The sequence below is a fragment of the Peribacillus sp. NPDC006672 genome (assembly GCF_050274955.1).
Classification (GTDB): Bacteria; Bacillota; Bacilli; order Bacillales; family DSM-1321; genus Peribacillus.
Genome location: NZ_JBNNOR010000007.1, coordinates 288,996 through 304,349, shown reverse-complemented (window position 1 = coordinate 304,349; position 15,354 = coordinate 288,996). Strand labels below are relative to the sequence as shown.

Below are 15,354 nucleotides of genomic sequence, written 5' to 3'. Positions count from 1 at the left end.
CACACCAACAACTAGATGTTGATCCGTAATTCTCTCAATTAGTTGATTTTGTTTGTTTTGCATTTTAAAATTCATAGTAGGGCTTCCTCCTTAAGATGAGTTTTGGTTTGTGTGTACTCTCATCATACTGAGGGGCTCTGTTTTTTTCAAAGCCGATAATTAATGCTCTACAGGAATGCTAACGAGTGCGTTAGCTGAAGATCAGAGCTATCCTAAGGCAGCTTTTTCTGTATGCAACTATCGGGGCAGGTTAGTCAACAAAAAGTCATTAAAAAAGAGTAATGTTATACTTTTGAAAAGGGGGAAATTAAATGATATTGGAAGCTGTTATGCTACAAGTTAAGGAAGGTATGGAAGCAGAATATGAAGAAGCATTTCGTGGGGCATCAGAAATTATTTCTTCAATGAAAGGGTACATATCTCACGAATTACAGCGTTGTATGGAAGTTAAGGGGAAATATTTACTACTGGTGCAGTGGGAAACATTAGAAGACCATACAATTGGATTTAGACAATCCAACGAGTATCAAGAATGGAAAAAGAAATTACATAACTTTTATGACCCATTTCCAACAGTTGAACATTTTGAGAAGGTTAAACTTTAATAGTTGTTCTTGAACTACCGGGTGCGTTAGTAAAATAACTGAGGAGCCATTTTGAAGCTCTTTCGCATTCATCTATCTACAACAATCGGGCGCGTATCCGAAATAAGGATCAGCGCTTATTGTTCATATTAGGTACAGCATGTACTTGGGCTTTTTTGTAAGTATTGACTATTACTTAAGGCTCCTGCTACCCTCCCTATCCATACCTCTCATACTATAAAAATGAAGACTTAAGGAAATCCCTGTAGAAATAATGGCAAAATAAATCAATGATATGGTTTCCATTCCCATCGCTAATACTAAAACGCCTAATGTGGCCCCTACAGCACTTCCTAAATAATTAACTGAGCTATTCAGCGTTACTGCTGTACTTCTTTGTTTTGGGTGATAAGACAATAAAATATGTTGTTGGGGCGCCTGAGCTGCCCATCCCATTGCTCCCCAGATGAAAAAGGGTAAGTATTTCACTATCGATAAATTAATCATTATAGGGATACATATTATAGATAGGATCAACGTAATTAAAATTATTGTCAGTAGAGACTTAGTCTTTTTAAAGTGATCAATTAAATAACCAATTGACAGACTACCAAATAATCCTCCTCCCCCCCCCCCCATGCCCATAAATAAACTGTTAGTTCACTTGAAGATGTAAGATCCTGTAACAATGGTGCTAAATAGGTATATAAACCTAAGCTAGCCACACTTGCAAAAAAGTGATTAAAACGGTTATAGTGACTCTTTTATCTGATAACATTAATAATCTTTCTTTCATAGCTGGAGGTGCAGAAACAGTACTTTAGGTAGAAACTTGTAAATAGTTAAAGCAGCAATAAAACTGAGTATGACAACAAACCAAATGGCTAGTTTCCAATCAAATAAGTTAGAGATGTAAAGGCCTAGTGAGCCTATCAAGGTAAGCTCTTTCTTATTTTCCTTTTAATAACCAAAAACCAATTAATATAATTGTGATACCAACCCCTGTTCGCCAATTGGGAATTTCTTTTAGAAATATGTATCCAATTGCTACACTAACTAGTAACTCCATTCCTTTAGAGACAATAAGTGAGAAGGTTAAGTTATCTACAATTTTTGTTAAAAACTTCACTCCGTATCCAATCATAATACTTGCAGACAGAAACAAAGGTAAAAGTTTAATGTAATACCATAAAGTGGATAAAAAATTTGAGTCAATGTGCTTGGTGTGATAAGCGTAAATAGCATTAATAATTAATAACCCGCCTAACATTAATAAAAGGGCAAGGAAAATCATAAATGTTGTTCTCCAATTTAATTTGTTTCTATAATTTTGCCCAAATGCAAAATCTTTATGTAAAGTAAAAATCAAGTTACTCATTTTGCATGAAACGTTAGAATTGCATGAAATATTGACTTTCAAAAGCCTTTGTCTATCCAAGGTTTCTACAATGAACGGATTAGTTCAAGATACGGAATTAAAAAACATTCTATTACAAGATATGAGCAGCGGAAGAGAGCAAATTCAAAGATTACAGGAAATTCTGGTTAATCAAGGAGAGAGGAAATAATGACCAACCTTTTGCAAAATATGGCGGGGATGAGTGGGATGACCGATCAGGTGATTGCAACTGACTTTCTGATTTCTGCCAAATCAGGAATTAGAAATACGGCTTTCGCTATAACTGAAACAGCTTCACCTGAACTGAGGGCTGCATTACGGGAACAGCTAAGGTCCGCTGTAGAAACACATGGGATCATAAGTGATTATATGGTTTCAAAAGGTTATTATCATCCTCAGGATATAGGTGAGCAATCGCAGGTGAATCTAAAAGCGGCTAATACGGCATTGAATCTTTCTCAATAATAAGATTTTGGCATGTCGTTTAAAAATGGGTATCACTTTTCGAAAAGCTAACTAATGAGCCCTCTATCTTTTGAAAGGGGGGAATTTCATTGCAATAATAAACTTATCAAAAGGATAAGGTTGAGTTTTTTGAGTTGACTATATCAACTGTAAATATTAAGATTACAGTAATCTCCTTAAGGAGGATGCAAAAAGTGAATAGTGATTTTACAATAGCTGTGCATAGTTTGGTCTATTTAGCTTATCTACCAGACCATATGGCTAGCAGTGAGTCTATCGCAGAAAACGTTTGTACAAATCCGGCAAGGATCCGGAAAATGATGAGCTGCTTACGGAATAAAGGATTTGTTAAGACTAAAGAAGGTGTGGGCGGAGGATATATTCTTGACTGTAGCCCTGAAGAGGTGAGTTTGGCAGATATTTATATAACGGTCTCACATGGAACCTTGAAGCCAAAGTGGTGTACAGGTGATCCCGAGAAAAAATGTGTCATATCTTCCAATACCCAGGTAGTCATGGATCAAATATTTGATGAAGCTGAGTTATATTTTGAAAAATATTTAGAAGATATTACTCTCAGCACTTTTTTGGAAAAAATTAAACAATGTCCGTGATATTGATTTAGTTTTTTCTTTTATCTTTACTGTATATTTTATTTTTACAGTTAATAACTTATAACAATAGAACATAAATGAGGTGTTATGAATGGAGAATAAAAATCAGTTTAATAATGGGGATTGGGTACAGGGAAGATCAAGAGATGGGGAACTTATCCATGGTTTCATTGAAACGGTAAGCGCGAATCGAGAAATCGTTAAAGTGAATGTGGTGGAAAGTGACAATGAAAAAGCGGTCGGGAAATCGATTTGGATTCCGAGCAAATGGACTGAAAAGTTGCCTGATCTAGAAATCAGTACCGAAAGTCATCTATTGGCATTAATTGATTTGGCTTTACTTTCTAAGGATGAAACATGGTTTATGGAGTTATCCGGTAAATTAGAATCGATTAAAATCCATCCGAAAATAAATGTCAGGACATCCGAGTTTCTTATCCCGGGAAATAGAATCGGGAAACTCGATTTAAATAGATGATGAGTCAAAACTATAAATATTTCGGATAATACTAGGAGGACATAATCATGACAATTGAACATGTAACAGACGATAATTTTGCAAGTCAAATCAAGGAAGGTTTAGTTCTAGTTGATTTTTGGGCACCGTGGTGCGGACCATGTAAAATGATTTCCCCAATGCTTAATGAAATAGATGTTGAATTGGGTGATCTGGTTAAGATCGTAAAACTGAATGTGGATGAAAATTCAGATACGACAAGCGAATATGGAGTGATGGGAATTCCAGCCCTTATTCTATTCAAAGATGGAGAAAAAGTAGATCAAGCAATTGGCTTACAGCCTAAAGAAGCCATTTCGGCATTCATTGCAAAACATGCATGATTAGTATGTTTTATTCATGAGGTTGTGAGAATTTTAGGACTTATACCAACCAACAACTGTAAAGGGTTGGTAACAAAATGGAGGATTACTAAATGAATTCTAAATTTACACCATTATTTGAATCGTTCAATTTAGGAAAAGGGATAGAAGTGAAAAATCGATTGGTGATGGCGCCAATGACAAATTTCTCTTCCAATTCTGACGGGACTGTAACCGATGCCGAAGTTAACTATTATGAACGTCGGTCTGGCGGGGTAGGCATGGTTATAACGGCTTGTACCTACGTGTCGGCAAATGGAAAGGGTTTCCATGGGGAATTTGGCGGTGATCAGGATGAAATGATTCCTAGTCTTAGTCGCTTAGCTTCAGGAATTAAAGCGAAAGGGGCTAAAGCAATCCTCCAAATTTTTCATGGCGGCCGTGAGGTTCCACCGGAATTAATCCCGAATGGCGATATCGTCAGTGCAAGTAATATCCCATCGGAAGGTGAAGGTAAAACAGTACCTCGCCCCCTTTCTGAAAAAGAAATTGAATCGATTATTCTAGACTTTGGTGAAGCAACTAGGCGTGCCATTGAAGCTGGTTTTGACGGCGTCGAAATACACGGAGCAAATGGTTACTTGCTTCAGCAATTCTTTTCGCCCCATTCAAACCGTCGTGAAGACAAGTGGGGAGGGACCCTTGAAAAGCGCCTGACTTTTCCATTAGCGGTTGTGGATGCAGTGAAAAAGGCTGTTGCTGAACATGCCGATGATCCGTTCATCGTTGGTTATCGCTTTTCACCGGAGGAACCGGAAACACCGGGAATCACTATGGATGATACCCTTGCATTAATTGATGGATTAGTGAAAAAGGATCTGGATTATCTTCATGTTTCATTAATGGATTTCTGGTCAAAAGCAAGACGGGGAGCGGAGGTTGACCGACCTCGGATAGAAATTATAAAAGAACGTATCGGTGATCAAGTTCCTATCATCGGTGTTGGTTCCATCTATACAGCGGATGATGCAATCAAAGCACTGCAATCGGGGGTTCCGTTAATCGCATTAGGCCGTGAAATCATAATTGATCCTGAATGGGTACAAAAAGTGGAACAAGGCAGGGAAACTGAAATCGTGACCAAAATAAACAAGGATAATCAGCAGCAACTTGGTATTCCGGATCCATTATGGCAAGTGATCATCCATTCTCCAGGATGGTTCCCGGGGATTGAATAGGTAGTGGTCTCCGTAATAAAAATTAAATGATACCTTTTATTTTGTCACAAGAATTCGATAGCACTTGGAAAAAGTGAACAACAAAAAGAAGACCCAGTCATTATGATGATCAGGTCTTCTTTTTGTTGACACTCACTTTCCCTTCAAAAAGGATGCCGACATGGTCTGATAAAGAAGTTTAGTTCTTTCGGATAAATTGAATGACAGGCTTTCATATGGAGCAAGAAACCACTCCATGTTTTCATAATGGATTAATTATCCATATTAAAATAGAAAGGAATCTAGTGAGTACGTGCCAGCTCCGGTTATCGCGACACCAATCGCCACTGCAAGAATGGCAAGATTATATTCATAACCGTTTTGAGTTGCCCAGTAACCATTTGCTCCGTGGACTTTAACAATCGCAACGAGCATTGTAATTGCAATTAATATACCTGCAAAGGGTGTAAGGAAACCTAAAACAAATAAGGCTCCGCCAATAAGCTCTGATAGACCAGCGAATAGGGCCATTGTAACTCCTGGCTTCATGCCAATCGAGTCAAACCAGCCTCCAGTGCCTTTCAAGCCATGACCGCCAAACCATCCAAACAATTTTTGAGCTCCATGACCAACAAACGATAGTCCGATTACTAAACGTATAACTAATAAACCTATACCAATCATTTATGATTCCTCCTGGAATTTATTTTGAATTTAGATATATTTAGTTCGAGATTTAAATTAAAAAAACGCAAACATTATCTCTAATTAAAATATCTTTAATTAAAGATAATGTTTTTTGAGTGATTTGTCAAACAAAAATTAAACTTTTAAGGCTCACAACAGGGAAGGTCTGAAAAAATCGGGTGAGCTCACATTGGAACGAAACAATAAATCAGACACCGTCACACATTCATAGCCGTTTTTATATAAATAATCCAATGTAGATTCTAATGCCTTTACCGTTTGGGGACGGTCGCTCCAATCGTGCAGGAGAATGATATCGCCAGCTCGTAACGACTTAATGATATGGGTGGAAATTTTATTAGGAGCAGGTCTTTTCCAGTCTTGGGGATCTTGATGCCAGGACCACAATACAACCTTATATCCTTTTTTTACAGCTGTATTGATGATTATATCGTTATAAAGTCCACCTACAGGACGATATAGCGTAGGTTTGTATTTGGCAATATCCCAAATCACTTTATCTGTTTTATCTAATTCAGAAGATAATAACTCGGCGGACATATTTTTATCATAATAATGATGAAAGGTGTGATTAGCGATTTCATGACCTTCTTTTATTTCTCTTATTAAAATTCCAGGGTTACTTTTCACTTTATTACCAGAAACAAAAAAGGTAGCTTTGGCGTTATATTTAGCCAATATATCGAGGATTTGAGGTGTATACGAAGGATGTGGTCCGTCGTCGAAAGTTATGGCTACGATTTTTTCTTTTGTATTGCCCTCCCAAATAACATTACCTGTTTTTTCATATACCTCTCGACTTGAAGTGATGGCATGAATAATTGGGGTGTCAAATGATGAAAAAAGGATGAAAACTGATAAAGTCATAATTAAAGTCTTCAAGCGAATGCCCTCCTGTACATGTATATAGGACATAGTATATGGAGTTCCGTTTTATTTATTAAGGCATCGGCGAAGAATAAGACTGTTTAATATTGTTAATTATCGGCGGGGGATGGAAAAGGTTTAAAGCTGCTTATTACTTAAAGATATTTAAATAATGAACATTTGCAATTTGATTGTGTCCCTTTATTGGCGGTATTCAATTTAAGCTTTCCCTTTTCAATGGTGTAATTTACACGAGGCTGTAAAACGCCATTTATAAATAAATTCATATAGGATATCTTAAATGGATCCACTATTACCTAATTATCTATGTCAGTAATTCCATCTCTTCATAAATTCGTTGGCAGTCATTTGAAACAGGCTACTGTTCCGGACGGTTTTTCCATCTTAGCTGGATCTCCTATTGATCTTGTTGTGACAAACTACGAACCTCACACGATGTTCATGTTGCAACGTGTTAGTCATCCTTTTACATGGAAAAACAGGCAATGCGCCCGTTGCGTTTGCCTGTTGTTTATATAGAAAAGGTTATTCTTATGTATTCAAATGGAGAAAAAGAGAAAAAGGAGAGGTTGACCGTTAAAATAAATCATATAATAACATGGGTAGTTATCAATGGGAGATGAACGGGATTAAAAACCTGTACCAGTTTTATAAAAAAGTTCATTATATTTATTTAATAATTGATCAAGTTGCTGGCTATATTCAACGGCAACATGGGAGTTTAAACCATCTTTAGCGACAATCTTGATAAGTTCATTTCTCTTTAATTCAATCTGTTCGAGAAATTCATTCTTTTTAGCCATTATATTTCCTTTCTGTCCCCAACATTTTTTCAAGGTACCTTTAGTTATGTGTTCTGTTGTAAAATTTGTATGAATATAACAATTATATCGGCTCGGACTAATGAATTCAAATAAGTTAACTTAATGAAAATTAAGCTGTGACCCCATTCCCTTTTAAATGTTTGGCATTTAGTTGTCATGAAATATTCACAGTTCCATAAATGTATTTTTTTATCTTATTTGTTACAATGTTTATAGGTTGACATACATAGGAGTGAGCTCATTTGAATGATATAAATATGTTTTTAGCTTTTGGGGCGGGCTTCTTGAGTTTTATTTCGCCATGCTGCTTACCGCTGTATCCTGCCTTTTTATCGTATATCACTGGTATGAGTGTTGGTGAAATCAAATCCGAAAACGCCATGCTCCAAAGACGAAGTATGCTGCATACTTTATTCTTCCTTCTTGGTTTTTCTCTAGTTTTTATTGCAATAGGTTTTAGTACGACCTTTTTAGGTTCTTTTTTCTCGGATTACAAAGAATTGATTCGTCAGATTGGTGCCATCCTGATTATCATTTTTGGATTATTCATTGTAGGAATCTTTCAGCCGAAATCTTTGATGAAAGATAGTCGTTTTGAATTTAAAAACCGTCCTAGCGGATATATAGGTTCGATTCTTATCGGACTTGCTTTTGCGGCTGGATGGACGCCTTGTGCAGGTCCACTATTAGGTGCAGTCATCTCTTTGGGTGCGACTAACCCTAGCGCTGCCATGAGTTATATGTTCGCCTATATATTAGGCTTTGCCATCCCGTTTTTCATATTATCCTTCTTTGTCGGAAAATTGAAATGGATCAAAAAATACAGCCAATACATCATGAAGATTGGCGGATATTTAATGATTGTAATGGGTGTGATTTTGTTTTTTAATTGGATGACCAAAATAATTGCAGTCCTGTCTAGACTATTCGGTGGCTTTACAGGGTTTTAGTCCATAATAAGTTATTTTTTCAAAATTATTCTAATGGTGGTTTCCTTGATTAGGTTTTATTGTGCTTTTCGAAATTTGATTCGACCTGGGCAATCATGAAGAAATTAAGAAGGAAATTCGGGCTGCAAAGGATATAATTATATTCTCGATGGGTCAGCAGAAAAATGGTTGTTGAAGTTTGGGAGAATGATTTTTATCGTCAATCCTTTTGACGAGAGCAGGATAGTAAATGCCATCAATAGGGCGCTAAATTAAAAACACGCTCCTTGTTTATCTCAAATAGGTAATATATACTTTGTTTATTAATTGAAGTCATATATAATTTTTAATGGTACTTACCTATTTTTAATTAAAAGGGATGGTTTGATGATATATTTATCAACAGGTATAGCGATTGTGATGGCTATGGGTGTTTTCATGTTACGGATGAAGGAAACAAAAAAACCAGTGAACGAAAAGAAAATCATCTTACCGCCGCTGTTTATGAGTACGGGTGCTTTGATGTTTATTTTTCCAATGTTCCGGGTCACTCAATACGAATTATTGGAGGCTATTGTTGCAGGGATGTTGTTTTCCATCCTATTAATTAAAACATCCAAATTCGAAGTTAGAGATGAAAAAATTTATATCCTGCGCTCTAAAGCGTTTATATTCATATTGATTGGTCTCATGGTGATACGGTTGGTGGCTAAACTGATGCTGGGAAGCACGATTGAAGTCGGCGTCTTGAGCGGTATGTTTTTCTTACTTGCATTTGCTATGATCGTTCCATGGAGAATTGCCATGCTTTACCAATACAAAAAAGTCAAAGCTGCCAGTTTAAGTGGAAGTAATATGGTGTGATACATGTAAAATAGGATCAAAGGGATAATCCAGGAACCTGAGTCGATATCATAATGACTCAGGTTTTTTGAGCTTTTCAAGGCTGAATCATTGGCCCTGGAAGAACCCTAGTGATACCATGGCTTTAACCACATTTAAAGGAGATGTTGAAAAAATGGTAGATGAGGTCATTTTAAATGATGTTCCACTGCATGTTACTGATTTTCTTACTGAAAATGTAAAGGATTCTAAAGGTAGAGAAATCAGAAAAGTCAGTTTTAATTTCAAGGTTTCAAATAGTGAATATCATGATATTACAACACTGCTTTATCAAATGGTATTTGATTTAAAGATTCCTCAGTCAAACGAGGAATTTCGAGCAGAGATCTTTAACTATGCGACTTCGGTCACGAATCTTTATGAAGAAAATGCCGTAGGGGATTTTTCACTGGTCTTGCTGGAAGTGAACGATCCGGAATGATTACATTGCCAGTCTTGTAAAGATATGGGTTACTGTCTATAATAATAGTGACGATCATTCTATACATATGAGGTGGTACTTTGCTTAGTGGATGGTTTTTATGGTTTATTCTCTTTTGGGTAGCCCTTTTAATTATATTGATGAGCATAGGTGGCTTTTTCATGTTTCGAAAGTTCCTGAAAAGATTCCCCAAAGAAGACGGGAAATCCGATATGGATTGGGAAGAATACTATTTGGACCAAACAAAGCACTTATGGTCAAATCAACAAAAGGAATTACTCGAAGATTTAGTGAGCCCTGTACCGGAACTTTTTCGTGATGTTGCACGCCATAAAATCGCGGGCAAAATCGGAGAGTTGGCGTTAAAGGAAAAAGCGGGCGATATTACGGAAGATCTAGTGATACGCGGCTATATCATTGCCACACCAAAACGTGACCATAAATTTTTACAAAAAAAATTAGCTGAAAGAAAAGTGAATATGGGTCCATATGAACACTTATTCAGCTAATGATGAAAAAAGCAGACTCTTTTGGGAGTTTGCTTTTTTTATTCTGAATCTTTCAAAAGAATGGGGCAGTGTGGTAAAAATTAGAACGTTTGTACCCAAACCATGCTATTCGTAAAATTTTTGATATAATAATAGTAAGTAAAAATGAGGACGGAGTGAAACTATGAAATTTATCCATACGGCTGATTGGCATTTAGGGAAAATCGTTCACGGGGTACATATGACAGATGACCAAAGGCATGCCCTCTTGCAATTCATAGAAATTGTCGAAGAAGAAAAACCAGATGCGGTTGTGATTGCCGGTGATCTTTATGATCGTTCGGTTCCACCGACTGAAGCGGTGGAGCTTCTTGATGAAATCCTTTATACCATTAATGTCAAAATGAATACACCAATCGTTGCAATATCGGGAAACCATGATTCTGCGGAAAGGCTTGCATTCGGTTCATCTTGGTATCGTCATAGTCAGTTATACATTCATGGGAAATTGACAAAAACATGTGAGCCGGTCCGTATCAAAGGCGTGAACTTTTATTGTGTTCCATATGCAGAACCTGGGACGGTCCGCCATCTTTTTGAAGATGATAGTATCCATTCCCATCAAGAAGCGATGAAGCGGATAACGGGAACGATTGCAGAGACTTTCAATAAGGATGAACCGAATGTCTTTGTAGGACATGCTTTTGTATTAGGCGGAAAAACGAGCGATTCAGAGCGAGTTTTGTCAGTAGGTGGTTCCGGATGTGTTTCATCAGACTTATTCGATGCGTTCGATTATACGGCTCTTGGACATTTACATAGTCCTGACGCGATCCGTCATCCTAAGGTGTTTTACTCTGGATCACTATTAAAATACTCTTTTTCTGAGGCCAAGCAAAATAAGTCGCTTTCCATTGTCGATATGCAAGAAGATGGTAGCTTCGATATCCGCTATCGATCTTTGGCGCCCAAGCTGGATATGAGGGAAATATCCGGAACGATGGAAGAGTTACTAGATCCCGCTTTTTATCAATTGCAAAAAAAGGATGACTACTTGAAAATAACATTAAATGACGAGGGTTCACTCATCGATCCGATTAATCGTTTGCGTCAGATTTACCCGAATGTACTTCATCTGGAACGAAAATGGGATTTGACCGACCTTAGAAGAAAAAAATCCTTCTCTTCTGTAAAAGATGAACGGAAATCAGAATTGGACCTGTTCGAAACGTTTTATCAAGAAATGACAGAACGGGACTTTGATTCTCAAAAGCAAGATTTGATGGTTTCGGTAATTGAAGCCGTGAAGAAAGAGGAGGCTTTGAAATGAGACCCCATATTTTAACGATGCAGGCATTCGGACCATATGCAGGAAGGGAAACCATCGATTTTACTTCCCTTGGAGAACGGACCATGTTTGTTATATCTGGAAAGACAGGCGCAGGGAAAACAACGATATTTGATGGGATCAGTTTTGCGATATATGGAAAAGCCAGTGGTGAAGACCGAAGCGGGCAAGATTTACGAAGTCAGTTTGCCGAAGATGATATGATGACGGAAGTCTCGCTGCAATTTACCCTGCGTGGGAAAACGTATTTGGTGACCCGGTCACCGCAGCAGGAACGGAAGAAAAAAGCAGGAGAAGGAACGACTACGGTTGGAGCAAAGGCTGAATTATATGAGATATTGGCTGAAGGAAAAAAATTGCTTGGTGCAAATGTGCGTGAGGTTGAGGAAAAAATCAAATTACTCATTGGACTTGATGCCAATCAATTCCGGCAAATCCTGATGATTCCACAAAATGAATTCCGAAAACTGTTAACTTCCGACAGCAAAGATAAAGAACAGATTCTCCAAAAATTATTTCATACTGAACTTTATAAAAGAATCGAAGAAAAATTAAAAGAAGAGGCTTCCATCCTTAGAAAGAAAAGTGAAAAAAGCGCTCAGAGGCGAATTGATTTAATGAAAGGTATCAAGCCTGGCAATCATGAAGAATTGCAGGCACAATTGCAAGCGGAAGAGCCTAATGAACAACTGATCTTACCACTGTTACAGGAAGTCATTTTGGCAGCGGCAGAAAAAAGTGAGGATGTAAATAAACAAATACAGGAAAAGCAGAAAGCTCGTGATCAAGTAAATCAAGAAATTTCAAAAGCGGTCGATTTAATCAATAGATTTTCGGAGAAAGAAAAACTTCGAAAAGAGAAGGAGAACCTTGAAGCAAAGCAGCCTGAAATGGAACTCATAAAAGGCCAAATTAAAATGGCACATAAAGCGGCTTCGCTTGAAAAGCAGGAACAATATTATTTGCGAATTGGCAAACAAGTACAAGATGCGAATGCTGAACTTCAAAAGTTAAGTATGCAGGCCGAGAAATTACAGGCTGAGCGCATTGAGAAGCAGGATTCCTATGAACAGGAAATGTTGAAGGAAAACCAGAGGGAGCAGGCCGTACGGAATGTTCATCAGCTTGAGCAGGTAAAAGAGGCTGTCATGACTTTTGCAAGCTTAAAAGCACAAGTTACTTTAGATGAAAAAGAGTGGAGAACTAGTAAAGGACTTCGTGAAAAAAATGTTTTGGAACATCTGGCAATCGAAGAGGAAGCAGAGAGAGTCACTCATGAAAAAACAGAAGCGGAAAAAGCGGCGGTTCTTTATCGTGAAAAGGAAATCGAAGCGGAAAGAAATGATCAATCGTTAATGAAAATAAAAAAGCTTCAAGAAGTTCTTTCCGAAGTTCAGAATACGAAGCGGGTTCTGGAAGAAAAGAATATTCGGTTCAAAGAGATTCAAAGAATTCAGATTCAGGAAAAGGACAAACTGGAAGCCCTGAATCAAAACTGGCGATCAGGCCAAGCGGGTATGCTTGCGTCCATGCTACACTCTGGAGAAAATTGTCCTGTGTGCGGTTCGCTAAGTCATCCTGAACCAGCACGAATGCATGAGGATATGCCAACGGATAGGGAACTGAAAGAGCAAGAAAACAAGCTGAAAACTGCAGAACAACAAAAAAGCCAAGCCGAAAGTGAATATTATCAAGCAAAATCAAAATATGATGCACTGGCCGAGTCTTCAAAGGAAAAGATGATGGACTTACAAAATGACATGCCGGAGTTTAGGTTTGAAGACATTGATGATCATTTGAAACAGTTTATACAAAAAGGAAAAGTGCTGCAAGAGCAGTTAAAAGATTTGGTACGGAAAAAGTCATTATTTAATGATCTGGAAAGTAGGTTGCTTGAATTAAAAGCGAAAGCATCCCAGCTAAAGGAGAGTCTTGCCTCTTTAGAAAAAAAAGAGGACCAAGGGAAAACCAGGTATATTGAAAACTCTACAAAACTGACAGGATTAACCGATTCCCTGCCAGACGGTATACGGACAGAGGAAGAATATAATGCAGCCTTCCAAATGGCTGTAAAAACGCAAAAACGCTTACAAATTGCTTTGGAAGATGCACAAAAAAACCTTCAAATGGTGAAAGAAAAAGAATCGGCAATCAATGCAAAAAAAGAATCCCTAAGTGGAAATATAGAGGCTTTAAATCAAGAATTGAAAGAGGAACGGGAAAAGTTAATTACGGATATGACCAATCAAGGCTTTTCCAATTATAAAGAATATACAGCAGCAAAAAAATCGGAAGCGGCTCTTGGGAATTTAGAGGACCAAGTGCTGCAGTATAATCAAAATTGGCAAAGTGTTTTAAGTCTGTTTCATGATTTGGAAATGAAGTTAAAAGATGTGGTCAAACCGGATCTTGAAGGATTGAAAAAGACTTTTGATTTCATAGATGCAGAATTGGAGTCGCTACGCTTAATTCAGAATGAATTACATGCCGAAAAACGGACCAACGAAGAAATCGAAAAGAAATTGGCGCATATCAGGGAAGATCAGAAAAATCTGGATGAAAGGTACAGTATCGTCGGTCATCTGTCTGAGATTTCCAAAGGTCAAAACTCCTTCAAAATAACTTTCGAACGGTATGTATTGGCAGCCTTTTTGGATGATATCCTAAAAGAAGCCAATTCAAGATTACTGAAAATGACAAGCGGCAGATATCAGCTGCTGCGAAAGCTGGATCCTACACGCAGGAATATCCAGAGCGGTCTGGAGTTATCCGTGTATGACCAATATACAGGACAGGAGAGGCATGTCAAAACCCTTTCGGGAGGAGAGAGTTTTAAGGCATCCCTTGCACTTGCTTTGGGTCTTGCGGATGTTGTCCAGCAGAATGCAGGCGGGATCTCACTCGAAACGATGTTCATCGATGAAGGTTTCGGTACCCTCGACCCTGAATCTCTTGACCATGCGATTGAAGCATTAATGGATATACAAAGCACCGGGAGATTAGTCGGGATAATTTCTCATGTTCCAGAATTAAAGGAAAGAATAGATGCCCAGCTCCAAGTCATCTCGACACAAAAAGGGAGTCGTACGTCCTTCTATTTTGCTGGATAAATCAAGAAAAAAAGAATGGCTAAGGAGTGAATGTGGCTCCCTATGCCATTCTTTTTAATTATTAGGAATGAACTACTCTATGTTAATATCATCAGCTGTTTTTCCGGGGGAAAACTTATGGATGCGAATCACCAATATTGGATTTGAGAATTCAGCGGTAATTCTTCGTGAGCAAATCGAAAAGGGGAAAGGGATTTTTCTCTGTGTGGGTATTGTATCCGCTTTTTTTTCAAGAAATGGCTTATGAGTATCGTCAACGATGATCGATAGCTCATTATCACTTAAACAAACTTTAATATCTTTCACATCATGATTTTCCAAAACCGCTTCCACCATATACTCATCTTCACTTTCGTATATATCAATTGAAAAAAGTTGATGATCCAACGCACAAGTTTCCGGATCCAGAAAAAACTTTTTTACCCATTCATCAAACTTTTCAACCTCATTCATTTGCAATCCATGTTGATTGTCTTGCATGTTGATACCCCCGGTTTTCCTTTGTTTTATTATATGTTGAATTATGGAGGTGGTGATTGATAAAGTGAAAATGGATGATGGAACGATACAGGAAAAAGTGGTTCAAAAAATGCAGGAATACAATGTATAAAAAGTATCCAACCGATTTTTAGAAAAG

General features: G+C 37.6%; 19 protein-coding genes. 12 read left to right on the top strand and 7 right to left on the bottom strand.

Annotated elements, in window-relative coordinates; all coding sequences use genetic code 11:
- The first annotated feature begins 311 nt into the window (after positions 1-311).
- Positions 312-605 carry an antibiotic biosynthesis monooxygenase family protein gene (locus tag ACQKKK_RS14205; RefSeq protein WP_284471529.1) on the top strand — a complete coding sequence of 98 codons (294 nt, stop codon included), beginning with the start codon at positions 312-314 and terminating at the stop codon, positions 603-605.
- 171 nt (positions 606-776) lie between these two features.
- On the opposite strand, the gene ACQKKK_RS14200 is transcribed toward ACQKKK_RS14205, so the two are convergent.
- Together ACQKKK_RS14200 and ACQKKK_RS14195 are read right to left on the bottom strand one after the other, a co-directional pair.
- Positions 777-1,229, bottom strand: a complete 453-nt coding sequence (locus ACQKKK_RS14200; RefSeq protein WP_427616766.1) for an MFS transporter — start codon at positions 1,227-1,229, stop codon at positions 777-779.
- Between the two features lie 304 nt (positions 1,230-1,533).
- Positions 1,534-1,878 (bottom strand): hypothetical protein, encoded by a 345-nt coding sequence (locus tag ACQKKK_RS14195; RefSeq protein WP_427616765.1) that lies wholly within the window; start codon positions 1,876-1,878, stop codon positions 1,534-1,536.
- 273 nt (positions 1,879-2,151) lie between these two features.
- On the opposite strand from ACQKKK_RS14195, the gene ACQKKK_RS14190 reads away from it, so the two are divergent.
- The 5 genes from ACQKKK_RS14190 (at position 2,152) to ACQKKK_RS14170 (ending at position 5,119) form a co-directional block, all read left to right on the top strand.
- The gene (locus ACQKKK_RS14190) at positions 2,152-2,448 is read left to right on the top strand and encodes a spore coat protein (protein ID WP_427616764.1); all 297 of its coding nucleotides are present in this window, start codon (positions 2,152-2,154) and stop codon (positions 2,446-2,448) included.
- A 194-nt stretch (positions 2,449-2,642) separates the two neighbouring features.
- A complete protein-coding gene (locus tag ACQKKK_RS14185) occupies positions 2,643-3,062 on the top strand; it encodes an RrF2 family transcriptional regulator (RefSeq protein ID WP_427616763.1) in 420 nt (139 codons plus the stop codon).
- Positions 3,063-3,153: 91 nt separating this feature from the next.
- Positions 3,154-3,540: an IDEAL domain-containing protein gene (locus ACQKKK_RS14180; protein ID WP_427616762.1), complete on the top strand. Its 387-nt coding sequence runs from the start codon at positions 3,154-3,156 to the stop codon at positions 3,538-3,540.
- Between the two features lie 47 nt (positions 3,541-3,587).
- Positions 3,588-3,902 (top strand): thioredoxin, encoded by a 315-nt coding sequence (gene trxA / locus ACQKKK_RS14175; RefSeq protein ID WP_427616761.1) that lies wholly within the window; start codon positions 3,588-3,590, stop codon positions 3,900-3,902.
- 92 nt (positions 3,903-3,994) lie between these two features.
- On the top strand, positions 3,995-5,119 hold the full coding sequence (locus ACQKKK_RS14170) for an NADH-dependent flavin oxidoreductase (protein ID WP_427616760.1): 1,125 nt from the start codon (positions 3,995-3,997) through the stop codon (positions 5,117-5,119).
- Positions 5,120-5,383: 264 nt separating this feature from the next.
- On the opposite strand, the gene ACQKKK_RS14165 is transcribed toward ACQKKK_RS14170, so the two are convergent.
- The 4 genes from ACQKKK_RS14165 to ACQKKK_RS14150 form a co-directional block, all read right to left on the bottom strand.
- On the bottom strand, positions 5,384-5,782 hold the full coding sequence (locus tag ACQKKK_RS14165) for a DoxX family protein (protein ID WP_427616759.1): 399 nt from the start codon (positions 5,780-5,782) through the stop codon (positions 5,384-5,386).
- Positions 5,783-5,935: 153 nt separating this feature from the next.
- Positions 5,936-6,673 (bottom strand): polysaccharide deacetylase family protein, encoded by a 738-nt coding sequence (locus tag ACQKKK_RS14160; protein ID WP_427616786.1) that lies wholly within the window; start codon positions 6,671-6,673, stop codon positions 5,936-5,938.
- 155 nt (positions 6,674-6,828) lie between these two features.
- The gene (locus ACQKKK_RS14155) at positions 6,829-6,984 is read right to left on the bottom strand and encodes a DUF4183 domain-containing protein (protein ID WP_427616758.1); all 156 of its coding nucleotides are present in this window, start codon (positions 6,982-6,984) and stop codon (positions 6,829-6,831) included.
- A 339-nt stretch (positions 6,985-7,323) separates the two neighbouring features.
- The gene (locus ACQKKK_RS14150; RefSeq protein ID WP_076368851.1) at positions 7,324-7,497 is read right to left on the bottom strand and encodes an aspartyl-phosphate phosphatase Spo0E family protein; all 174 of its coding nucleotides are present in this window, start codon (positions 7,495-7,497) and stop codon (positions 7,324-7,326) included.
- 263 nt (positions 7,498-7,760) lie between these two features.
- On the opposite strand from ACQKKK_RS14150, the gene ACQKKK_RS14145 reads away from it, so the two are divergent.
- The 6 genes from ACQKKK_RS14145 to ACQKKK_RS14120 all read left to right on the top strand — a co-directional run bounded on the left by ACQKKK_RS14145 (position 7,761) and on the right by ACQKKK_RS14120 (position 14,717).
- Positions 7,761-8,468 (top strand): cytochrome c biogenesis protein CcdA, encoded by a 708-nt coding sequence (locus ACQKKK_RS14145; protein ID WP_427616757.1) that lies wholly within the window; start codon positions 7,761-7,763, stop codon positions 8,466-8,468.
- 366 nt (positions 8,469-8,834) lie between these two features.
- Positions 8,835-9,311, top strand: a complete 477-nt coding sequence (locus ACQKKK_RS14140) for a CcdC family protein (protein WP_427616756.1) — start codon at positions 8,835-8,837, stop codon at positions 9,309-9,311.
- A 154-nt stretch (positions 9,312-9,465) separates the two neighbouring features.
- Positions 9,466-9,771 carry a DUF3219 family protein gene (locus ACQKKK_RS14135; RefSeq protein ID WP_427616755.1) on the top strand — a complete coding sequence of 102 codons (306 nt, stop codon included), beginning with the start codon at positions 9,466-9,468 and terminating at the stop codon, positions 9,769-9,771.
- An 80-nt stretch (positions 9,772-9,851) separates the two neighbouring features.
- Positions 9,852-10,280, top strand: coding sequence for a DUF2621 domain-containing protein (locus tag ACQKKK_RS14130; RefSeq protein ID WP_089363245.1), 429 nt, complete (start codon positions 9,852-9,854; stop codon positions 10,278-10,280).
- Between the two features lie 163 nt (positions 10,281-10,443).
- On the top strand, positions 10,444-11,589 hold the full coding sequence (locus ACQKKK_RS14125) for an exonuclease SbcCD subunit D (protein ID WP_427616754.1): 1,146 nt from the start codon (positions 10,444-10,446) through the stop codon (positions 11,587-11,589).
- Complete coding sequence (locus ACQKKK_RS14120; protein ID WP_427616753.1) at positions 11,586-14,717, top strand: AAA family ATPase; 3,132 nt, start codon at positions 11,586-11,588, stop codon at positions 14,715-14,717. Before ACQKKK_RS14125 ends, ACQKKK_RS14120 begins: the two co-directional genes overlap by 4 nt.
- A gap of 72 nt (positions 14,718-14,789) precedes the next feature.
- Here the strand turns inward: ACQKKK_RS14120 and ACQKKK_RS14115 are convergent, their stop codons facing one another.
- Positions 14,790-15,197 (bottom strand): hypothetical protein, encoded by a 408-nt coding sequence (locus ACQKKK_RS14115; RefSeq protein ID WP_427616752.1) that lies wholly within the window; start codon positions 15,195-15,197, stop codon positions 14,790-14,792.
- Positions 15,198-15,354: the final 157 nt, after the last annotated feature.